Annotated in this window: 16 protein-coding genes and 1 tRNA gene; 3 read left to right on the top strand and 14 right to left on the bottom strand. The window is 63.4% G+C overall.

All coding sequences use genetic code 11. The annotated features are described in order from the left end of the window. Nucleotides 1–161: 161 nt before the first annotated feature. Complete coding sequence (locus tag NYR97_RS18290; protein WP_316695177.1) at nucleotides 162–2,774, bottom strand: glycoside hydrolase family 3 protein; 2,613 nt, start codon at nucleotides 2,772–2,774, stop codon at nucleotides 162–164. A gap of 435 nt (nucleotides 2,775–3,209) precedes the next feature. On the opposite strand from NYR97_RS18290, the gene NYR97_RS18285 reads away from it, so the two are divergent. Beyond that, on the top strand, nucleotides 3,210–5,165 hold the full coding sequence (locus tag NYR97_RS18285) for a PhoX family protein (RefSeq protein WP_316695176.1): 1,956 nt from the start codon (nucleotides 3,210–3,212) through the stop codon (nucleotides 5,163–5,165). A 603-nt stretch (nucleotides 5,166–5,768) separates the two neighbouring features. On the opposite strand, the gene NYR97_RS18280 is transcribed toward NYR97_RS18285, so the two are convergent. The 8 genes from NYR97_RS18280 to pcnB form a co-directional block, all read right to left on the bottom strand. Continuing rightward, nucleotides 5,769–6,395: an ATPase gene (locus tag NYR97_RS18280; RefSeq protein ID WP_316695175.1), complete on the bottom strand. Its 627-nt coding sequence runs from the start codon at nucleotides 6,393–6,395 to the stop codon at nucleotides 5,769–5,771. 3 nt (nucleotides 6,396–6,398) lie between these two features. Beyond that, complete coding sequence (locus NYR97_RS18275) at nucleotides 6,399–6,743, bottom strand: type II toxin-antitoxin system Phd/YefM family antitoxin (protein ID WP_316695174.1); 345 nt, start codon at nucleotides 6,741–6,743, stop codon at nucleotides 6,399–6,401. Between the two features lie 212 nt (nucleotides 6,744–6,955). After that, complete coding sequence (gene pgi / locus NYR97_RS18270; protein WP_316695173.1) at nucleotides 6,956–8,470, bottom strand: glucose-6-phosphate isomerase; 1,515 nt, start codon at nucleotides 8,468–8,470, stop codon at nucleotides 6,956–6,958. Further along, the gene (gene panD / locus NYR97_RS18265; protein ID WP_008571260.1) at nucleotides 8,467–8,847 is read right to left on the bottom strand and encodes an aspartate 1-decarboxylase; all 381 of its coding nucleotides are present in this window, start codon (nucleotides 8,845–8,847) and stop codon (nucleotides 8,467–8,469) included. Before panD ends, pgi begins: the two co-directional genes overlap by 4 nt. A gap of 109 nt (nucleotides 8,848–8,956) precedes the next feature. Next, nucleotides 8,957–9,799, bottom strand: a complete 843-nt coding sequence (gene panC, locus NYR97_RS18260) for a pantoate--beta-alanine ligase (RefSeq protein ID WP_316695172.1) — start codon at nucleotides 9,797–9,799, stop codon at nucleotides 8,957–8,959. Next, nucleotides 9,796–10,611, bottom strand: a complete 816-nt coding sequence (gene panB, locus NYR97_RS18255) for a 3-methyl-2-oxobutanoate hydroxymethyltransferase (RefSeq protein WP_168957831.1) — start codon at nucleotides 10,609–10,611, stop codon at nucleotides 9,796–9,798. Before panB ends, panC begins: the two co-directional genes overlap by 4 nt. 35 nt (nucleotides 10,612–10,646) lie before the next feature. Next, nucleotides 10,647–11,132, bottom strand: a complete 486-nt coding sequence (gene folK, locus NYR97_RS18250) for a 2-amino-4-hydroxy-6-hydroxymethyldihydropteridine diphosphokinase (RefSeq protein WP_205391670.1) — start codon at nucleotides 11,130–11,132, stop codon at nucleotides 10,647–10,649. Nucleotides 11,133–11,135: 3 nt separating this feature from the next. After that, on the bottom strand, nucleotides 11,136–12,503 hold the full coding sequence (pcnB, locus tag NYR97_RS18245) for a polynucleotide adenylyltransferase PcnB (RefSeq protein ID WP_316695170.1): 1,368 nt from the start codon (nucleotides 12,501–12,503) through the stop codon (nucleotides 11,136–11,138). Between the two features lie 48 nt (nucleotides 12,504–12,551). Between pcnB and NYR97_RS18240 the strand changes: the two genes are divergently transcribed. Continuing rightward, a tRNA-Glu gene (locus NYR97_RS18240) sits at nucleotides 12,552–12,626 on the top strand. A gap of 434 nt (nucleotides 12,627–13,060) precedes the next feature. On the opposite strand, the gene folE2 is transcribed toward NYR97_RS18240, so the two are convergent. Further along, the gene (folE2, locus tag NYR97_RS18235) at nucleotides 13,061–13,984 is read right to left on the bottom strand and encodes a GTP cyclohydrolase FolE2 (protein WP_316695169.1); all 924 of its coding nucleotides are present in this window, start codon (nucleotides 13,982–13,984) and stop codon (nucleotides 13,061–13,063) included. A gap of 36 nt (nucleotides 13,985–14,020) precedes the next feature. Next, on the bottom strand, nucleotides 14,021–15,181 hold the full coding sequence (locus NYR97_RS18230; protein ID WP_316695168.1) for an N-acetylmuramoyl-L-alanine amidase: 1,161 nt from the start codon (nucleotides 15,179–15,181) through the stop codon (nucleotides 14,021–14,023). Nucleotides 15,182–15,400: 219 nt separating this feature from the next. On the opposite strand from NYR97_RS18230, the gene NYR97_RS18225 reads away from it, so the two are divergent. Next, nucleotides 15,401–15,625, top strand: a complete 225-nt coding sequence (locus NYR97_RS18225) for a hypothetical protein (RefSeq protein WP_316695167.1) — start codon at nucleotides 15,401–15,403, stop codon at nucleotides 15,623–15,625. 812 nt (nucleotides 15,626–16,437) lie between these two features. On the opposite strand, the gene NYR97_RS18220 is transcribed toward NYR97_RS18225, so the two are convergent. From NYR97_RS18220 to xylA, 3 genes are all read right to left on the bottom strand, one after another. Continuing rightward, nucleotides 16,438–17,985: an MASE1 domain-containing protein gene (locus tag NYR97_RS18220; protein ID WP_316695166.1), complete on the bottom strand. Its 1,548-nt coding sequence runs from the start codon at nucleotides 17,983–17,985 to the stop codon at nucleotides 16,438–16,440. Nucleotides 17,986–18,370: 385 nt separating this feature from the next. Continuing rightward, a complete protein-coding gene (locus NYR97_RS18215; RefSeq protein WP_316695165.1) occupies nucleotides 18,371–19,798 on the bottom strand; it encodes a sugar porter family MFS transporter in 1,428 nt (475 codons plus the stop codon). Nucleotides 19,799–19,885: 87 nt separating this feature from the next. Continuing rightward, complete coding sequence (gene xylA / locus NYR97_RS18210) at nucleotides 19,886–21,223, bottom strand: xylose isomerase (RefSeq protein WP_316695164.1); 1,338 nt, start codon at nucleotides 21,221–21,223, stop codon at nucleotides 19,886–19,888. Between the last annotated feature and the right edge of the window lie 34 nt (nucleotides 21,224–21,257).

The raw sequence follows: 21,257 nt of genomic DNA, 5'->3' as shown, positions 1-21,257 counted from the left end.
GAACCGCAGCTGCAGGCCTTCCCGGCCGATCGACGCGCGCGTCCCGCGGCGGCTGATGACACCACCGCTGAGGGTGGCCGCTGTAAACCGTCGCCGGGGCCGGCGACGGCTGTGTCTTGATTACCTGGGCAAACCCGCAAGCGTGCCTGCGGGTGTGCTGCTTATTTGACCGGGCAATCGAGCGTGACTTCGGCTTCGTTGAGTGCGCCCAGCGCGATCTTCGACACCGACAGGTCCAGCGCCGCAGCGCTTTCGATGCTGGCGACCTGGGTCAGCTTGGTCACATCCGCACCGGCCACTGCAAAGCACTTCAACGGCACGCCGACCACCTTCCACTGGCCTTGCGGCAACGCGGCCAGGGTCTTCTGCGCATCGACACGGCCGCCGCAGTTGTCGCCACAGCCCACGCCCAGCCACACCGGCGCGGTCACCGCGCTGTCGCGGCGCACGGTCAGCTGCAACTGCACATCGCCGTTGCTCTCACGCGAGACATCGACCGGCTTGCCGGACACCAGCAGCACGCTGGAGGCCTTGGCGCCGGACCAGACCAGACGCCGCGCGTCTTCCTGCGCCTTGTGGTCGACTGCGGTCATCTTCAGGCTGCCATCGGACAGGCCCACCGGCAGCGTGGTCGCCGGCATGTTGGCCTGGCCGGCATTGGACAGCTGCATCGCGATGCCGAGCGCCGGCTTGCCGCGCACGAAATACACCCCGCCCACCGACTGCTCGCCAGACACACCGGAGTCTTCAGGCAACGCAGCCAGATCGCCCTTGTCGGCGTAGGTCAGGCCGAAGCCGAACTTGAACTGCGGGTCGTAATCCTTCTGGCCGACGTTGTTGGCGAACTGCACCGCCGTCTTGGGCCAGGAGAAGCTCAGCTTGCCCTTGAAGTCGTTCTGTACGGTGCCATCGGCCTTGCGCAGCAGTACGTCGGCAATGCCCTCGCCTTCCGAACCCGGCAACCAGGCGGCAACGAAGGCATCGGCCGCGTTGATGTACTGGTTCATCCACAACGGACGCCCGCTCAGGAACACCGCCACCACCGGGATGCCCTCGGCCTTGAGCTTCTTGATCAGTGCCAGTTCGCTCTCGTCGCCCGGCTTGTACAGCAGGGTGGCGATGTCGCCCTGGAACTCGGCGTACGGATTCTCGCCGAACACCACCACCGCCACGTCCGGCTTGGTCTTGTACGCACCATCGACTGCCAGCTCGGCGGTGCCGCCGGCCGCTTTGATCTGCTTGTCCAGGCCTTCCCAGATGGTGTTGCCATTGGGGTAGTCGCTGCGCTTGGTGCCGGTGCCCTGCCAGTTCAGCGTCCAACCGCCGGACTGCTTGCCCATGTCGTTGGCGCCATCGCCGACCACCAGCACGCGCTTCTTCGGGTCCAGCGGCAGGATGCCGGCCTGGTTCTTCAACAGCACCAGCGACTCGCGTACTGCCTGTCGGGCGATCGCACGATGTTCCGGCGCGCCCAGCAATTCGTACTTGCCGCCGAGCGGGCGCTTGGACGGCTTGCCGGCTTCGAACAGGCCCAGACGCAGCTTGACGCGCAGGATGCGGCGCACCGCATCGTCCAGGCGCTGCGCCGAGATCTGACCCGACTTCACTGCCGCCAGTTCGGTTTCGTAGATGCCCTTCCAGCTGTCGGAGGCCATCGCCATGTCGACGCCGGCAATGAACGAGGCCGGGCAGTTTTCGTTGGTACAGCCCTTGACCTGGCCGTGGCCATTCCAGTCGCCGACCACGAAACCGCCGAAGTTCATCCGCCCCTTGAGCACGTCGGTCAGCATGACCTTGTTGCCGTGCATCTTTTCGCCGTTGAAGCTGTTGAACGAGGCCATCACCGTCTGCGCACCGGCCGCGATCGCCGGAGGATAACCGGCCGCGTGGATGTCGCGCATGGTGGCTTCGGGCACCTTGGTATCGCCTTGGTCCTTGCCGTCGGTGGTGCCGCCGTCGCCGACGAAATGCTTCACCGAGGAAATCACGTGGCTGCCGTCGAGGAACTGCGGGGTGCCCGGCACGCCCTGCACGCCTTCGACCATCTTGCCGGCAAAGCTGGCCACCACCTCCGGCGACTCGGAATAGCCTTCGTAGCTGCGGCCCCAGCGGTCGTCCTGCGGCACTGCCACGGTCGGCGCGAAGGTCCACTCCATGCCGGTGACGCGGGTTTCGGCGGCGGTGACTTCGCCGATCTGCTTGATCAGCTCCGGGTTGCGCGTGGCGCCCAGACCGATGTTGTGCGGGAACAGCGTGGCGCCGACGATGTTGCTCTGGCCGTGCACCGCATCGATGCCGAAGATGATCGGGATCGCGTTGCCGCCCTTGGAAGTGTCCATCGACGCTTCATAGAACGCGTCGGCCAGCTTCAGCCACTCGGCCGGGCTGGCGTTGTACTTGCCGCCGGGATCGGAGTTGCCGCCGGCCAGCACCGAGCCGATGCGGTACTTGCGCACATCGTCCGGGGTCAGGCTGGCGATGTCGCCCTGGATGGTCTGCGCGACCTTCTCTTCGACGCTCATCTTGGCCATCACGTCGGTGATGCGCTGCTCCAGGGCCTGGTCCTGGGCGAACGGCCACTTCGGCGACGGCCACTGATCGGGATGGATCGCGGTGGACGCCTCGGCGGGTGCGGCGGCCGGCGCGGTCTTGCTCGCCTCGGCAGCGGTGTCCTTGCCTTGGCAGGCGGCCAGCATCAGCACCACGGCGGCGGTAGCCAGAGAGAGGGCACGACGCGCGACAGGCGCGGCGGTACGACGAAGCAGCTTGTCCAAGATCCAGGTCTCCAGGTGGTTCTCCCCACGGCGATGCGTGACGCCGCAGGCCATTAGGCGGCGTACGCTTGCGTGATTCCCCTACCCTGTCAACCGCGCCAGCCCGTATGCCAAATGGCCGGCAACTTATTGGCCGCGGCTATAGCCTTGGAATACCGGCAGCACCTGTCAAACCACGGAAAACCACCGAATCCGGCGCGCTGCTTGGCATTCGACAAACGCGCACTTTGCTGCATCGCACCACCCGGTGCTGTCAGGGATGCGCAGCCGGACCGTGTCGATACAGCGCGGTCGGGTCCGCTGCGATGCGCACATCCAAACCCCAGCCAACGGGTGAGCCCGTCGTCAAACAACTGTCATACGGCCGGCCTAGCGTGACCGGCTTGCCGATGCGCCGCAGGCCATCGTTGATCGTTGTCTTTGCCTGGAGTTTCGATGTCTGCCTCCCCCGATCCCGCCCGCCGCCGCCTCATGCAACTGCTGGCGTCCGTCCCGATGCTGCCGCTTGGCAGCGCAAGCGCCGCCGCCCTACAGCAACTCGGCACCGCCGCCTTGGCTGCACGCCCGTTACGGCCGTCGGAAACCCCGACCCGGCTGGTGTCGGCCACCTTCCATGGCATGCCCGCACCCAGCCTGGCCAACCCGGCCGCGATGGCCACCACCACGGTCGGCTCGGCACTGACCATCGCCCGTAGCGACGGCAGCACCCAACGCTACGACTTGGCCTATCACCCGTTCTTCGTCACCGGCGACCAGGTGCCCGACGGCAAGGGCGGCACCGTGCTGGCCGGCGGCTATTACGACATCCAGCACCGGCCGATCATCGACCGCTCCAAACCCGGTGCCGAACGCCCGTTCTTTTCCGATTGCCCGGACGGTTCCTCGCTGCTGACCCTGCCCAATGCCAAGGTGGCAGGAGTCAAAGGCAATCACGTGTTCGCGGTGGTGCAGTTCGAATACACCACCCGCGACCAGGCCGGCAACGACACCAACCGCCATTTGCCAGCGCCGATCGCGGTGCTGACGCTGGATCAGGACCCGGCTACCGGCAAGCTGTCGCTGGTGAAGTACCACAACGTCGACACCGCGCCGGTGCACGGGTTGTGGACCACCTGCGGCGCCAGCCTGTCGCCGTGGAATACCCATCTATCCAGCGAAGAGTACGAGCCCGACGCCACCGCGCTGGCCGGCAACACCCAGTTCCGCAGCTACAGCACGCATCTATACGGCGACCCGGAAAAAGCCAATCCGTATCACTACGGCCACCTGCCGGAAATCACCGTGCACCCGGACGGCACCGGGAGCGTGCGCAAGCACTATTGCCTGGGCCGCATCTCGCACGAGCTGGTGCAGGTGATGCCTGACCAACGCACCGTGCTGATGGGCGACGACGCCACCAATGGTGGGTTGTTCATGTTTATCGCCGATCGCAAGGCGGATCTGTCGGCCGGCACCCTGTACGTGGGCAAGTGGCACCAGACCTCGGGTGTCGGCCCGGGCGCCGCCACGCTGAGCTGGATCAAGCTCGGCCACGCCACCAGCGCCGAAATCCAGGCCCTGGCCGATCGCCTCACCGCCGCCGACATCCTCGACGTGCATCTGAGCGACCCGGGCGATGCCTCCTTCACCAGGATCCCGTTCAACGGCACCTTCAACTGGATCCGCATCAAACCCGGCATGGAGAAGGCGGCCACCTATCTGGAAACCCATCGCTATGCGGCGCTGGCCGGTGGCAGCCTGGGTTTCACCAAACTCGAAGGTACCACCGTCAACGCCCGCGACAAGATCGCCTACATGGCGATGTCCTACATCGTCACCAGCATGCGCGACGGCTCGGGCGATGTGAAAGTACAAGGTCCGGACTCCGGTGCGGTGTATGCGCTCAACCTGCGCGGCGGCCGCCACGACAGCAGCGGCGCGCCGATTCACAGCGAGTGGGTGCCGATCGACATGGTCGCTCCGGCCGCACTCACCGGCCACGATCTGGTAAAGGCCGATGCGCTGGGCAACCTGGCCGATCCGGAACGCCTGGCCAACCCGGACAACCTCAAGTTCTCCGAAACCCTGCGCACCTTGTTCATTGGCGAAGACAGCAGCCTGCACGTCAACAATTTCCTGTGGGCCTACAACGTGGACAGCGGCACGCTGACGCGTGTGCTATCGGTGCCCGCCGGTGCCGAATCGACCGGCCTGCACGCAGTCGACGAGATCCACGGCTGGACCTACGTGATGAGCAACTTCCAGCACCCCGGCGACTGGGAAAGCCCGCTGCACGACACCGTCAAGGCCACGCTGGATCCGCTGGTCCGCGCCAACTACAAGAACCGCTTCGGCGCGGCGGTGGGCTATCTCACCGGCGACCCGGTGGCGGTTAAGTTGGGCAAGGCCTAAGCGGATGGCCTCGTCGCTCGCAGTGCGGCAAAGCGCTGCGAGCGGCATGGTCTTTCGTCCGTTGTATCAACTGCGCGACGGGCGCTCGTGTGAGGGCGCGTGAGTCGGTCGAGCGTGCGATGCCCTCACCGCTCGCGGAACACGCCGTGAACCCGTCCATGGGGGCTCGGTGGCGGCATCCATGCCGCCACACGGTCCCGCAATCGGTGAGGACATCGCACCAGACAGGGTACTGGTTGCTTTGTTGAAAGCTACGCGCACCGACCAACTCGACTGGCCCTTGCCCGCCCACCATCGCGGGACCTTACGCGGCATGGATGCCGCGTAAGAGCCTACACGGACGTACTTGCGGCGTGTCCCGTGATGGTGGGCGGGCAAGGGCCCTGCAGCCAAGCTGAAGATCATCTGCTCTACAAGTGATCTATCTACATTGTTCAACCAGTCCGTACTTGCGACGTGTCCCGCAATGGTGGGCGGGCAAGGGTCCCTGCAGCCAGGCCGCAGATCAGCCGGCCTGCAGTAGACCGGTGTGAAGCAGTTTTACTAGCCACTGCTATCTTCAATCAGGCAGGCGACTCGCGCATGTCCGCCCGGATGCTGTGCTCAAGACGCGCCGCGCATCTCCAATGCCGCCATCACGATGGGCTTTGCCCAGTCGGGCACCTGCGCCAACGCTTCTAATGTCGTCGGATAGTGCAAGCCGGCTCGGTCCAGTTCCAGCACCAGCAGCGGCTCGGCCTGCCCCGCCGCATCGGCGGGCGCGCTGTTGTCGTAGACGTGCAACACCGCCAGATGCGGCAACAACGCGATCAGGTTGGCGCGCGAGGCATCGAAGCGTTTACGGATCTTTTGCTCGGCAATGGCATGCCCGCCAGCGGCAACGCGCGCGGCCACACGTTCGATATGCAACTCGACCGTCGACAGGCCGCAGAACCAGATCGCCACCGTATGCGTCTCGCAGGCCTCGCGCAGTAGGCGCGGGATGGTCGTCGCGCCCAGGGTGGTTTCAAATGCATAGTCGTGGCCAGCATCCATGGCCTGGCGCAGCCGTCGCACGCTTTCCTGCCAGGCTTGCGCGTTGGCGTCTTCGGGTGACCAGCCCTGCTCCACCAGGTCTCGGGTGAACGCGTCCGGGTTGAACCAGGTTGCGCCGTCTTCCTGCAGCAAGGTACCCAGCAGCGAACTCTTGCCGGCGCCGTTGACGCCGGCCAGCACCAGGATATTTCCCACGATTTAGAGCGACGGACCCAGGGTGACCTTCCTGCCCCGGCGTGCGGGCTTGCTGATCGCCGCAGCCAGACCCGCGCCTTCGGTCACCGCCGCAAGATGCGCATCGAACTTCAGCTGCAATGCCTGCAGCGACTGCGCCCGCGTCGAGGCATCGGCGGCCGCGCTTGCCTGACTCACCAGGCGCCGGTATTCCTCCGCATCCACCACCACCGCCTCGGGGTGATTGTGATTGGTGATGACCACTGCGCCATGGGTGCGCACCTTGCGCATCAGGCTGGGCCAGCCCTTCACCTTGATGTCGGCGGCAGGAGATTTTTTCAGGCCGGGCAGATCCTGCGGGTGTGGCATCGGACGGTCCTGTGAGGAGTACGGGTATCAGCCTACTCCCAAATTTACCATTTTTGGTAATTTGGCCATTTTAGCCAGACCAGCCTATGTCCGGCGCAGAGAGCGGACCTGCAGGCTGCGGGGCGCATGCACCCGCGCACGGTACCGCTTCGCCCAAACGACAACGAGGCCCGAAGGCCTCGTTGTCCAGCACGCTACCAATGCGCAGCTACTCAGCCGCGCAGCTTGGCCAGCAGCTCGCGCGTCACCGGGTCTGCCACATCGGCCGACTCGCCCTTCAACGCCGGTAGCAACTGGCTGGCCAACTGCTTGCCCAGCTCCACACCGAACTGGTCGAACGCGTTGATGCCCCACATCACCGATTGCACGTACACGCTGTGCTCGTACATCGAGATCAGCGCGCCTAACGCTTGCGGGGTGAGCGCATCAAGCAGGATCACCGTGCTCGGGCGGCCGCCCGGATAGCTGCGGTGCGGGTCGCTGCTGTCCTGGCCGTTAGCCAGCGCCTCGGTCTGCGCAAGCACATTGGCCATCAACGCGACATGGTTTTCTGCGTATGGATCGTCGTTATGCACGGTACCGATGAAATCGGCCGGCACCACGCTGGTGCCCTGGTGCAACGCCTGGAAGAAGCTGTGCTGCACATCGGTGCCCGCACCGCCCCACCACACCGCCACGGTGTCGCTATCCACCGCAGAACCGTCGAGCTTGACCCGCTTGCCCAGGCTCTCCATCACCAGCTGCTGCAAATACGCTGGCAGCAAGGCCAGACGCTGGTCGTAGGTCATCACCGCATGCGTCGCGCTGCCGAGCAGGTTGCGATTCCACACGGCAGTGAGCCCGTGCAGCACCGCGACGTTTTCTTCCAGCGGCGTGTTGAGCGCATGCGCATCGAACTGCGCTGCGCCTTCGAGCAACTGCTCGAAACGTTCGAAGCCGATCGCCAATGCGATCGGGAAACCCACCGCCGACCATAGCGAATAACGCCCACCGACCCAGTCCCACATCGGCAACACGCGGCTTTGCGCGATGTCGAACGCCTTGGCGGCGCGCTCGGGATTGGCACTCACCGCGTACAGCCGCTCGCTGCCGCCCAGCCAGGCGTGCAGGATGCTGCCGTTGAGCAGGGTTTCCTGGGTGCCGAAGGTCTTGGAAATCAGGATGCCGGCGGTGTGCGCCGGGTCCAGCGTCGCCAGCGTGCGCTGCATCGCCGCGCCATCGACATTGGAGACGAAATGCACGCGAAACCGCGCACCCGACGGCACACGCAAGGCATCGGCCACCAGCCGCGGCCCCAGGTCCGAGCCACCGATGCCGACACTGACGATATCGGTGACGTCGGTGGCTTCCAGCTGCTGGATCAATGCGCCCATGCGTTGGCGCACTTCGGCAGCGGTTGCATACGCGTCGGAGGCCACCGGCGCATCGGTCAGATCGCCACGCAACGCGGTATGCAAGGCAGCGCGCTGTTCGGTGACATTGACCTGCTCGCCGCGGAACAGGCGCTGGAACGCACCGGCCAGATCACGCTCGCGCGCAATCGCGAACAAGGCATCGAGCGCGGCGCGGTCGTACTTCTGCCGCGCGAAGTTGAAATACAACGGACCGACCTGCCTGGCGTACTGCGTCGGCCGTTGCGGCTCGGCGTCAAGCAATGCGGGGATGGCAGCGCCGCGCAGGCGCTGGGCGTGGGCGTGAAGCGCGTCGAATCCGTTGGTGTGTGTCATGCGGCCTGCGTGGGGATGCTGTGGTTGGTGTGGGAGATCGCGTTGTGCGCGTTCACATATACCAGATTGGGCTTGAAGGTCTTGGCTTCGTCTTCGCTCATGCTGGCGAAGGCGGCCACGATGATCAGATCGCCCACCTGCACGTGACGCGCAGCGCCGCCGTTGAGCGACATGATGCCGCTGCCTTCCTCGGCACGGATGGCATAGGTGCTGAAACGCGCACCGTTGGTGACGTCCCAGATGTGCACCTGTTCGAACTCGCGGATGCCGGTGGCTTCCAGCAGCAGGCCGTCGATGGCGATCGAGCCCTCGTAATTGAGCTCGGAATGGGTGACGGTGGCGCGGTGGATTTTGGCTTTCAGCAGGGACAGGTGCATGACGGGCAACGGCTAAAGGAAAGCAGGCATTTTAGCGGAAAGCGCCCGCGCCGACCGGCCTGCAGCGCGGTCGGTGGTGAGGGCTTCAGCCCGGACGCAGCGGCGGCCCTCAGAATTCCAGATTGTCGATCAGCCGGGTATTGCCCAGGCGTGCAGCGATCAAGGCCACGCGCGCGCCAGTGTTGCTGTCGCCCGGCTCGCTGAGGTCGGGCAGACGCACCACCGCGTAATCGACGCGGAAACCGGCCTGTTCCAGCGCCTGGGTGGCGGTGTCTTCGACCTGCGCACGCGGCGTGCCGGCGGCGTAGCTCTCGCGCATCTGCAGCAACACCTTGCGGATGTGCGTCGACTGGGGGCGCTCATCGGCCGTCAGATACTGGTTGCGCGAGCTCATCGCCAGGCCATCGGCCTCGCGCACGATGCTGCCGCCCAGGATCTCGATCGGAAACGCCAGGTCGGCCACCATCTGTCGGATCACCGCCAGCTGCTGATAGTCCTTCTTGCCGAAGGCGGCCACGTCCGGCTGCACCTGATTGAACAGGCGCGCCACCACGGTGCACACGCCATCGAAGTGCCCCGGCCGGCACACGCCTTCGAGCACGTCGCTGACGCCAGGCGCATGGATCGGCGTGGCCAGTGCGGTGCCGAGCGGATACATGGTGTCCACGTCCGGCAGCCACAGCGCGTCGCAGCCGGCGTCTTCCAGCCCGCGCAGGTCGGCCTCGGGCGTGCGCGGGTAGCGCGCGAAGTCTTCGTTCGGGCCGAACTGGGTCGGGTTGACGAACACGCTCGACACCACACGGTCGGCGTACTGGCGCGCCAGCATCACCAGCGAATAGTGGCCGGCGTGCAGGTTGCCCATGGTCGGCACCAGCGCCACGCGCAGGCCCTCACGCTTCCAGCCGGTGACCAGTGCGCGCAGGGTGGAAAGATCGGTAATGGTCTGAATCATGCGGCGTACGCGTGCTCTGCATCGGGAAAGCTGCCGTCGCGCACGGCTTGCGCATACGCGCGTACCGCACCCGCCACCGAGCCGCCTTCGGCGAGGAAATCCTTGACGAACTTGGGACGGCGATGGCCGCTGTCCAGACCCAGCATGTCGTGCATCACCAACACCTGGCCATCGCAGCCGGGGCCGGCACCGATGCCGATGGTGGGCACGCTGAGTTCGGCGCTGATCTGCGCGGCGATCGGGGTCGGCACGCATTCCAATACGACCAGGCTGGCACCGGCATCGACCACCGCCTGTGCATCGCGACGCAACTGTTCACCGGCTTCGCCACGTCCCTGCACCTTGTAGCCACCGAAGCGCAGCACCGATTGCGGGGTGAGCCCCAGGTGCGAGCAGACCGGGATCTCGCGCTCGACCAGATAGCGGATGACCTCGAGCTTGTGCCCGGCGCCTTCGAGCTTGACCATCTCCGCGCCGGCCTGCAGCAGCTGCGTGGCCGCGTCCAGCGCACGCTCGGGCGTGGCATCGGCCTGGAACGACAGATCGGCCACCAGCAACGCACGCTCCAGCGCACGTGCCACCGAGGCGGTGTGATAGACCATATCGGCGGTGGTCACCGGCAGCGTGGAGGTATGCCCCTGCACCACCATGCCCAGCGAATCGCCGACCAGGATCAGGTCCACGCCATTGGCATCGAAAGTGCGTGCAAAGCCGGCGTCGTACGCGGTCAACATGACCAGTTTTCGACCGTCGCGCTTGGCCTGCGCCAAGGCGGGCACGGTCCAGGGCTTGCTGTCGGTATGGCTGCTCATGAAGTCATTACGTGGGGTGATAAGCCGGCCATTATCTACCCAATCGGCTCCAGCCCGCTGACCTGGATCGATTGCAGGGCGTGCCGCACTGTTCCATGCCCAGGAATGATCGCCTCCGGAGCCAGCTCGGACAGCGGCAACAGCGCGAAGGCGCGCACCTGCAGATGCGGATGCGGCACCTGCAGACGCGGCAGGTCGATCACCTGATCGGCATACAGCAGCAGATCCAGATCCAGCGTGCGCGGGCCCCAGCGCTCGCCGGCCTGGCGCTGCCGGCCGAAGGCCTGCTCGATGCCGAGCAGCGCGTCCAACAACTGCAGCGGCGCCAGCGCGGTACGCAACTGCGCTGCGGCGTTGATGAAATCGGGCTGGTCCTCGCGGCCCCAGGCCGGCGTGCGATACAGGCGCGAGGCCGCAATCAACGTGGACTGCGGCAACGCGCCGAGCGCGGCGATGGCAGCGCGCACGCTGGCCTCGGCCTGGCCCAGGTTGGCACCCAGGCCGACAAAGGCGGTGTGCATGCCCTACTCGCCTGCAGGGGCGCCGGTGCGACGACGGCGACGACGGCGCTTGCGCGGCGCGCCCTCTTCGCCCTCTTGATCGGCCTGCGCGGTTTCGATCGCATCGACCAGCTCCTGGCCGGAGGACTTCTGCGCCTCGCGCCAGAACTCCACATCGGCGGCGTGATCGGGCGAAGCAAACTGGCGCAGCACCAGAAAATCGAACGCGGCGCGAAAACGCGGATGCGACAAGGTGCGGAACACGCGCTTGCGCTGACGCGAGGAAAAGCGCGTTTGCAGCAGCCAAATTTCCTGCATCGGCAGCGAGAAACGGCGCGGCAATGCCACCCGCTCGAGCTGATGCAAGGTAACCCGGTCGGCCGCACGACGCTGCGCGTCTTCCGGCTGCACGCCCTGCGCCTGCAGGCCCATCAAGGTGCGGCAGAACGCCGGCCACAGCAGCAGGGCGAACAGGAATGCGGGCGACACCGGCTCGTCGTTGGCCACGCGCGCATCGGTGTTGCGCAGGCCTTCCAGCACCATCGCGCGCAACGCGCCGCTGCGGTTGGATTTCAGGGCTGCGGCACTTTCGGGAAACAGCGCGCCGAGCAGGCCGTAACGCTCCAGGCCTTCGAAACTGGCCACGCCGTGCCCGGACAGGAACAGCTTGAGAATTTCTTCGAACAACCGCGCCGGCGCGGCTTCGGACAACAGCCCGGCCAGGCGCGGGATTGGTTCTGCGGTGCCGGCTTCGATGTCGAAGTTCAACTTGGCTGCCAGACGCACCGCGCGCAGCATGCGCACCGGGTCTTCCTGGTAACGCAGCTCCGGGTCGCCGATCAACTTCATCAGCCGTGCCTGCACATCTTCGAAGCCGCCGCAGTAGTCGCGCACCGAGAAATCCTCGATCGCGTAGTACAGGGCATTGCAGGTGAAGTCGCGGCGGATCGCGTCGTCTTCGATGCTGCCGTAGACGTTGTCGCGCACCAGCCGGCCGTTATCCAGTTCGCGATCGCCGCTGCCGTCGTCGACATTGGCGCGGAACGTGGCCACTTCGATGATCTCGCGGCCGAACACGACATGCGCCAGGCGGAAGCGGCGGCCGATCAGACGACAGTTGCGGAACAGCGCCTTGACTTCTTCCGGCGTGGCGCTGGTGGCCACGTCGAAATCCTTGGGATGACCGCCAACCAACAGGTCGCGGACCGCGCCGCCGACCAGGTAGGCGCCAAAGCCCGATTCGCGCAAGCGGTACAGCACGCGCAGCGCGTTTGGGCTGATGTCCTTGCGCGAGATGGTGTGCTGGTCGCGTGGAATGACGCGCAGCGTGAACGGAGATGTAACTGAGGGTTCGATGATGGCGTTTCCGTTTTGTGTTGCAGGATTGCCCAACGGCTGTTGCCACACTATACTAGCCCGCTGCACAGGACGCGACAAAACGCTCCCTTCGTCTAATGGTTAGGACGTGGCCCTCTCAAGGCTAAAACAGGGGTTCGAGCCCCCTAGGGAGCACCACTCCCGTCTCACTGCAGAAAAACGCCAGGGCCCCGCATTGCGGGGCTTTTGCGTTGTGGCGCAGTCGTTACAACGCAGTTGGTCTGCGGTGCATCGCCGGGGCCGTTGCAGATCGACGCCAAGCTGCGCCTGAGCCACCGCTTCAGATGGCGACTCAGTTGCAGCAACCCATGTGCAATCTGTCGCGCTCGCTTGTGGGTGCCGGCTGACTTGCTGCGAAACCTGCAGCAAAACGCCAGCGATATTGCTGCCGATCAGCAGCGATGCACTCTCGTATTCGCACCGATCGCGTTGGCGCGAATGACCACAGACGGCCCGGCAACGACGCACGCTTGCGCGGTGGGCGGCGCACTGCGCATCGCAGCCAGATCGACACCGCGTTTGCGTGGACGTGGCGCACAACGCAGCGAATTCTTGCACGGCATGGCAATCCCTCAATCGGCAAATGGATGAAAGCCCTCGGCATCGCTGTCGGTCTCGGCAACCGCGTCGTGGGCATGCAGACTTTCGAAATGGCGAACCGCCACATGGAAGTTGGCATAGCGCTCGGCCAGTATCTTGCGCAGACGCCGCGCAGCGTCTTCGACATACATCAGGTTGGCGCCGTTCAAGCGCGCAAACGCCTGCTCGTCGATGCGCCGCACTGCGGCCTGCACCGGCGTGGCCAGCGCTTGTTCGCACAGACCGACCAACTCGCGGATATCGAACCGCTGCGTGCAGGCGATCAGGTCCACGCGCACCTGCGCCACGCTGCGCTGGCTATGCGGCGTGGCGTACGAGCCGTGATGTTGCAGCCAGTGCGCAACGTCTTCCGGCGGCAGTGCCTCACGCCCGGCGTGTTGCTGCAAGAACGCCTCGCTCAGCAACTGGCGCGATAACGCCGCAGAACATGGGCATGTAGAGGCGTAGAGCACATCGATCTGCAGACGCACATGGCTGCGCCCTGCCCTGCATTGCGCGTCGATCCGCACCGGATACGCGCGCCAACCGGCCAACCCTTCGCTCAGCAATGCCGGCATCCGCAGCATCAACTCGAAGGCCAGCGACACGCGCGCTGCGCGGCTGCCGCAATCGGCGTGGCTGTCAATCATGGCCTGCAGCAAATGCGACAGCATCGCTGGCGACAACGGTTGCTCCAGGTGCTGATCGAGCAATCGATACAACCGCGACATATGGATGCCCTTGCGCTCGGGCTGTGGCAGATCCACCTGCACAGTGGCGCGTGCGACCACAGTACCGCTTGGCTCGGCTTCGTCCAGGCGCACCGGCATGGCGATGTCCTGCATGCCCACCCAACGCAGCGGCGCGCTCAACGTGGAACGTTCGGTAACGGCAACATCGGGAAGCGTGGCGGACATCGAAAGCTCGTTGAATGAGGGGGGAGTGATCGCGCCTCAGGCGCGACCGGGAAACGCCTGAAAGTAATCGTCGATGCCGGCATGCAAGGTCTGCGCAAGTTCGTCCTGATGCGCATCGCCACACAGCCGCCGGCAATCGTCGCGATTGCTCATGAAGCCGGTTTCCACCAGCAGCGAGGGGATATCCGGCGACTTCAACACCGCAAAGCCGGCCTGCCCCACCTGGTTCTGATGCAGCCGTGTCACCTGCTGCAACCGGCCGAGCATCAAGCTACCGAACTGCAGGCTGCTGGCGATGGTGCCGCTCAGCGACAGATCGGCCAGCACCTGCGACAACACCGGATTGCTGGGCACCCGCAAACGGCGCGCGCTATCGCCCATGTCGTCGGCGGCGTTCTCGCTATCGGCGATCCAGCGCGCCAATGCGGAGCTGGCGCCGTTCTGCGACAGCGCGAACACCGAGGCACCGCGTGCCTCGCTGTTGGGCGCAGCATCGGCGTGGATGGAGACGAACAGATCGGCGTTGCGGCGATGGGCGATCAGCACCCGCTCGTGCAGCGGCACGAAGCGGTCGTCGCTGCGGATCATCGTCGGCCGGTAACGCGGGTCGGCCGCCAGACGCTGGTGCAGGCGCCCCGCGACCGCCATGGCCACATGCTTCTCATAACGCGCATCGGCACTGACCGCGCCGGGATCCTTGCCGCCGTGGCCGGCGTCGATGGCGACCACGTAGGGGTGCAGGCGCGAACGTGTGGGCACCGGCGCTGCGACAGCCGGATCGCTTCGATCGGTGGCGGACAACGACGCAGCGCCGGAAGCCGCAGCAAGATCCAGCACCAGCGCATTGCCCTCCCACCGCGCAGTCGCTGCCAATGGCTGCGCCAGATCGAGTACCACGCGCAATCCGTCCATATGCGGACCGCTGCGAATCGCGACGACGGCAAGGCCACCAGGCAACGGATCGATCCGCGGTGGCTGGGCCGAGACGCCGGACAGGTCGATGACCAAGCGTTCGGGATCGGACAGACCGAAACTGCGGTACGCGACCTGGCCGCTCAATTCGAGTCGAAGCCGCAGGCCGTCATCGTGCTGCTGCACGCCGCAGCTGCGCAGTGCCGGAACCCCTTGCGCATAGCCCAGGCCCGGCGACAGCACCAGCGCCGCGCCGGCGGTCTGCAGCAGCTGTCGCCGCTTCATGGCGCCCACCCGGGACGAAAGATACAGCAGCCTCGCCATCTCCGATCTGGCGACCGACTCGACTTGGAGCACACGCACAACGGCAGTGAACACGACACGGGAGCTTGGCCTAGCGAGGGAGATGAAGTGTTATAAAGTAACAATCGCTGCGCAAAAGCAAGCCCATGCTTGCTTGCCTGCGCCTTCAGGTTCATTTCCTTGCCTACCGGAGCCCGCCCAATGTCTGCCGCCCTTCCCGACAGCTACACCGCCTGGCGCCATTGCATCGAAGTCGACTGCGGGCAGCCATTGACCGCCCTCTTCATCGCCGAGCGTCTGACCAGCCTGCGCAACTCCAACGACCACCACACCCAGCAATTTCTGCGTCGCTGGGGCCAGGCGCATCACCAGCAGGTGATTGGGTGGTTTGAGCGTGCTCGCAGCGAGTTAGGCGTGAGATGCTAATCATTCCGGCTAGACCTCTCCGGGCAAAATAATTGGCTGCGCCAATTACCTGACAGCGTCAGCCCTAACTAAAGCGACGAACTTGAGCATATCGTCAAGTTTCGCATGGCCACGCTTGCACGACAGGGTTCTACCTCGGGGCTAACGCCACACCGAATTCAGGGCCCCAACCCTTATGGCCGAGGCGAGGCGCTTTAGGGCAAAAAAATCACGGACTCGCCACAGTATTGAAATACCTTTCCGCGAATTGACAAACCAAGATCTCATCAAAAAACGTCCCATCGGGACACAGAAAATTTTGCAACGATCAATCACCACTCAACAGCTTTCCCGACGTACCGTAGGCATGCCTGGATCGCAGGCACATCGCCCCAAGACAGGGGAAGGCAAAACCATGAAAAAGAGCGCCTCAACTTTGCTCAAGATCGTTAGCTTGATCGCAGGCATCCTTTTATCAGGCTCTACAATGGCCCAGTGTTGCGCCAATGGCGGCGTGGGAGTGCATGCCACTACAGGGCTTGGTGACAGCAACCCGAGAGCGAGGAATCTCGCTATAGACCCATCGCTAGCCATCTATGAGTTTAGTCGTGACGGAGTGACGTACTTACAGATCAATGACGTAACGGGGGTAGTCTACGCCGTTGTCGCGAGAGTGGACGACGCGCTATGGACTTTACCGATGGGAAAAGATGCAGACCGCGTTGAACTTCCAGCAGTCAATAAAATTGCATCACGCACCAAGTCGACGGAGTCGTCAACACCTGGCACAGCCCATAGCCTCAATGCTCGACTGGTTTATCAAACAGAAAATTTCACAGTGCGCGTCCGGCAAGAAGCCACTGGCCAACACTGGATGGTATCTCCGTAGACGTAGTGGAACACGGCTCCGTCACAAAAAACGTCAAGACTAACGCATGGCGGCGACGAAACATGCCGCCATGCGATTTCAATCTCGTCTTGAGTTCCGCTTCGGCATCAAGAGATTCTCGACGTGAGGACTCAATGAGAGATGCATCTGCGATGACTCTTATCACAACACCTCTGGACCGCTTTCCTATCCATGCTCGCGCTTGAATAAAATGTTTACTAGCCTCAGGCAACAGCTCAACACTATTCAGCACACATCTGTAAGCAGCAAGTTGAAGCCCCAAAGATAACGCTCTGCAATCTCCGCGCAATACACTTTGAAGTTGAGAGTTACAGAATCGCTCTAACGCAGATGACTGCAACGCCCGGAATAGCCCGTGCGTTTCTATCTCCAAAGGATACAATGCAGCAACGTATTGTTGCAACAATTGAGATTCAATAACACCAACCCTCGTCATCTCCATTGCCAACGCATTCTGCCCCTTTGCCCGCAAGTCGGCGATGATATCTTTGCGCATCCGGTTGATTTGAACATTGATGTCGGAATATTCAATCACACGATTACGCAGCATACGCTCAGCGCCTAGGTAGCTTGCTCGGGCAAGGACAAGCGATTCAACTTTAGCGCCCGTCGCAGCGTCCGAAGGAGCTTTCTCACGCAGCCGAGCATTGAATATAAAGAGTACAGTAGTAATTAATGCATGCAGCAACTGCATATTGAACACAGAGCGATCGAAGAAACCTAACTGATAAATGCGCGGGAGTGAAAACTCAAGCGACAGGCTTGCCAGCAACGAGCCTAGGGCGGCACCCCTCCAGCCGTGCCGGAAGGTCAACACAACCATTGGCACCATCATCCCTAGCATTAGAACATTCCGAAAGACCTGATCATCCACCACACTCAGCATGAAGAATAAACTTAAGATCCCAGTTACTGACAGGCCAAGATCTCGGCTCAGGTCAGGTCGGACAGGCCCATTCTTCCAGTTTGACCAAAGCATCATCGGAAGCAACAACACCAACATACCAAGATAACTACCCGACCAATAACGCAGTAGCAGCTCAAAAAAAGGATTTACTGGCGGGCCGCCAAGCGACCAGTTTAATAGAACGCTGCACAGCGCATTCCAAAGGCCTATTGCTGCTGCAGCGGGAATAAGCCATTGATTACTTTTGACAATGTCAGGTGCATAGAATCGCAAGAGGCCAATAGCGCAGGCAATCAAAGGCGAATGTAGAAAAGGACTCAAATACGACCATATGGGATCGAACCCCTGCATTTCCCCTAGAGGGATCCGCAGCCACAACATTGCGGCGGCATCCCCTGCAAGCAGGAACGGCCACTCACGATACGGCCTGAAAAGCAGGGCAACGACTCGCAAACCTACCGGTAGATACCACTGATCTATGGATGTAAACCAAAGCATCACAAACGCCAAGCAGTAGCAGGTACTGATCAGCAGGCCCTTGGCAAGTTGTCTGGCTAAATCCATACCACCGCTCCTTGGTTCCATCATTCGTCCTAGTCTGGGGGGAACTGCCTGGCGGAGTATAGCGGTGGCGCACAATTTGCAACGTAGGTGCGCTCTTCGCTATTGGCCAATGGCGTTTGAAGACATGCCTTGCACTTTACTGGTGCATTGCTTCTTGCTGCGATGCAGACACATCAGCGCGTAGCGATGAGCTGTTGGATCCTGCTGATCGCTTGCAACAGTGAGCGCAAGCGCGTGATTGCTTCAAGCGATCACCACCGCCTGGATAGAACAGTTTATGCAGTTGCGCTTCTATGCTCGGCATAAGCAAGACCGTCAACGAAGAAGGCCACGCAATGCGCGGCCTTCTCCGTTTTTCATGCCGATATTGGCATAACAGACAGGATCAGCCCTCCATCTGCTCCAGCTCCTTGCCCTTGGTCTCGTAGACGTACTTGAGCACGAAGAACACCGAGATGAAGGCGGCGACCGTGTAGATGCCGTAGGCACCGGCCAGGCCGATGCTGCCGAGCAGGATCGGGAAGCTGACGGTGATGGCGAAGTTGGAGGTCCACTGCGCCGCACCGGCGATGGCCAGACCCGAGCCGCGGATCTGGTTGGGGAACATCTCGCCCAGCATCACCCACATCACCGGGCCCCACGAGGCGTTGAAGAACACCACGTAGACGTTGGCGGCCACCAGCGCCAGCATGCCCATGGCGTCGGACATGGCGAGCTTGCCGTTGGGATCCAGCGAGGCAGTGGCAAAGGCATAGGTCACCAGGGCCAGCGAGACCGCCATGCCGGCCGAGCCGATCCACAGCAGCGGTTTGCGGCCGATCTTGTCGACCAGCATCACCGTGACCAGGCAGGCCCCGATGCTCAGGCCGCCGGAGAGCACGTTGATCAGCAGCGCGTCCTGCTCGGAGAAGCCCACCGCCTGCCACAGCACGGCGCCGTAATAGAACACCACGTTGATGCCGACCAGTTGCTGGAACACCGCCAGGCCCACGCCGATCCAGACGATGGGGCGGATCTTGCCGGTAGCCTTGTTGATCAGGTCGGAGAACTTGGGCTTGTGCTGGTCGGCCGACATCGAGGCCGAGATCTCGGCCAGCTTGGTCTGCGCGGCGGTATTGCCGTACAGGCGCTTCAACACCACCAGCGCCTGCTCGCGACGACCCTTGACCACCAGATAGCGCGGGCTTTCCGGGATGACCAACAACAGCAACAGGAACAGCAGCGAGGGAATCGCCTGCATCCAGAACATCCAGCGCCAGGCGGCCTGCCCGGCCCATAGCGGCTCGGTGGAAGCACCGGCGGCGTTGGCCAGCAGGTAGTTGCTCAGGAATGCGCAGAACAGCCCGCTGATGATGGCGATCTGCTGCATCGTGGCCAGCCGGCCGCGATAGCGCGCGGAGGCGACCTCGGCGATGTAGGCCGGCGAGATGACGCTGGCCGCGCCCACCGCAAAGCCGCCCATCACGCGGGCGAAGATGAAAAAGGCGGAGCTGTGCGAGGCACCGGCGCCAATCGCCGAAACCAGAAACAGCGCCGCAGAAATGATCAGGACTGCGCGGCGGCCCCAGCGGTCGGCCAGACGGCCGGCAAAGAAGGCGCCAATGGCGCAACCCAGCAGCATCGAGGCGACTTCGAACCCGGTCTCGGCGGCACTGGAATTGAAGGTCTGCTTCAGGCCATCGACAGTGCCGTTGATCACACCGCTATCGAAACCGAACAAAAATCCGCCGATCGTGGCTACGCAACTGATCAGGACGATAAAACGGGTGTTCTCACCGGCATCGGGGGCGCCGTTTACGGAGACACTGGACATGGGTTCACCTGGAAGCATGCAAGGGAGCGGCCACGGGGGTGGCCGACATCGGCCGGCGACGCGCAGGGCGCCGCCGGCCACGGGACATCAACGCGTCAGATACTGGTTGATCAGGTTCTCGTAGGCTTCCTGGCGGCCGCTGAGTTGCTTTGGCTCATTGCCGGCCGCATGATTTGCCACATCCACCAGCGTGCTGGTGCCATCGGCAAATGCCGCACCGGCGCCGCTGTCGAAGCTGGCGTAACGCTCGGCGCGCCACTGCTCCAACGGCGAAGACGTCAGCAACGCATTGGCCACTTCCAGACCGCGTGCGAACGCGTCCATGCCGCCGATGTGCGCCATGAACAGATCCTGCGGATCGGACGATTCACGCCGCACCTTGGCATCGAAATTCAGACCGCCCGGTGCCAGCCCGCCCTGCCGCAGCACCACCAGCATCGCGCCAACGGTGTCGTACAGGTCGGTCGGGAACTGATCGGTGTCCCAGCCGTTCTGCGGATTGCCGCGGTTGGCATCGATACTGCCGAGCAGGCCCGCATCGCTGGCAACCTGCAGGTCGTGCTCGAAACTGTGACCCGACAACGTGGCGTGGTTGGCTTCGATATTGAGCTTGAAATCCTGGTCCAGGCCGTGCTGGCGCAGGAAGCCGATCACAGTGGCGCTGTCGAAGTCGTACTGGTGCTTCATCGGCTCCATCGGCTTGGGCTCGATCAGGAAATTGCCGGTGAATCCGATCGCGCGGCCGTAGTCGCGTGCCAGGGTCAGAAAGCGCGCCATATTGTCCTGCTCGCGCTTCATCTGCGTGTTGTGCAGGCAGGCGTAGCCTTCGCGGCCGCCCCAGAACACATAGTTCTCGCCGCCCAACTCGACGGTGGCATCGATTGCGGCCTTGACCTGCACTGCCGCACGCGCCACCACATTGAAGTCCGGATTGGTCGACGCGCCGTTCATGTAACGCGGGTGCGAGAACAGGTTGGCCGTGCCCCACAACAGCTTGACGCCGGTGTCGGCCTGACGCTGCTTGGCAATGGCCACCATGTGCTTCAGGTTGCTCTCGTACTCGCCGATGTCGTCGGCATCCGGCGACAGGTCCACGTCGTGGAAGCAGTAATACGGCACGCCGAGCTTGGTGAAGAACTCGAACGCGGCATCGGCCTTGGCTTCGGCGCGATTGAGCGCGGTGTTGCCCACATCCCACGGATACGCACGCGTGCCCGGACCGAACGGATCGGCGCCGTTGCCGCAGAAGCTGTGCCAGTAGGCCACGGCAAAGCGCAGGTGCTCGGCCATGGTCTTGTCGCCGATCTGCTTGTTGGCGTCGTAGACCTTGAACGCCAGCGGGTTGTCGGAGTCGCGGCCTTCGAAGCCGATCTTGCCGATGCCGGGGAAATATTCTTTCGCGCCGATGTAGACGGTGTTGCTCATGGGGTGAGATGTCCTTGCTGCTGGGGGAGTTGTA

The sequence above is a fragment of the Xanthomonas hydrangeae genome (genome assembly GCF_032697525.1).
Lineage (GTDB): Bacteria > Pseudomonadota > Gammaproteobacteria > Xanthomonadales > Xanthomonadaceae > Xanthomonas > Xanthomonas hydrangeae.
The sequence above is the reverse complement of the archived record's forward strand: the minus strand, read 5'-3'. Positions and strand labels throughout refer to the sequence as shown.

What these genes read in the sequence shown, in the direction of transcription:
- panC (WP_316695172.1), bottom strand. Translation starts at nt 9,799, where the DNA reads ATGATTCAGACCATTACCGATCTTTCCACCCTGCGCGCACTGGTCACC.
- xylA (WP_316695164.1), bottom strand. Translation starts at nt 21,223, where the DNA reads ATGAGCAACACCGTCTACATCGGCGCGAAAGAATATTTCCCCGGCATC.
- NYR97_RS18225 (WP_316695167.1), top strand. Translation starts at nt 15,401, where the DNA reads ATGTCTGCCGCCCTTCCCGACAGCTACACCGCCTGGCGCCATTGCATC.
- NYR97_RS18215 (WP_316695165.1), bottom strand. Translation starts at nt 19,798, where the DNA reads ATGTCCAGTGTCTCCGTAAACGGCGCCCCCGATGCCGGTGAGAACACC.
- pgi (WP_316695173.1), bottom strand. Translation starts at nt 8,470, where the DNA reads ATGACACACACCAACGGATTCGACGCGCTTCACGCCCACGCCCAGCGC.
- panB (WP_168957831.1), bottom strand. Translation starts at nt 10,611, where the DNA reads ATGAGCAGCCATACCGACAGCAAGCCCTGGACCGTGCCCGCCTTGGCG.
- NYR97_RS18285 (WP_316695176.1), top strand. Translation starts at nt 3,210, where the DNA reads ATGTCTGCCTCCCCCGATCCCGCCCGCCGCCGCCTCATGCAACTGCTG.
- NYR97_RS18275 (WP_316695174.1), bottom strand. Translation starts at nt 6,743, where the DNA reads ATGCCACACCCGCAGGATCTGCCCGGCCTGAAAAAATCTCCTGCCGCC.
- NYR97_RS18220 (WP_316695166.1), bottom strand. Translation starts at nt 17,985, where the DNA reads ATGGATTTAGCCAGACAACTTGCCAAGGGCCTGCTGATCAGTACCTGC.
- panD (WP_008571260.1), bottom strand. Translation starts at nt 8,847, where the DNA reads ATGCACCTGTCCCTGCTGAAAGCCAAAATCCACCGCGCCACCGTCACC.
- folE2 (WP_316695169.1), bottom strand. Translation starts at nt 13,984, where the DNA reads ATGTCCGCCACGCTTCCCGATGTTGCCGTTACCGAACGTTCCACGTTG.
- NYR97_RS18230 (WP_316695168.1), bottom strand. Translation starts at nt 15,181, where the DNA reads ATGAAGCGGCGACAGCTGCTGCAGACCGCCGGCGCGGCGCTGGTGCTG.
- folK (WP_205391670.1), bottom strand. Translation starts at nt 11,132, where the DNA reads ATGCACACCGCCTTTGTCGGCCTGGGTGCCAACCTGGGCCAGGCCGAG.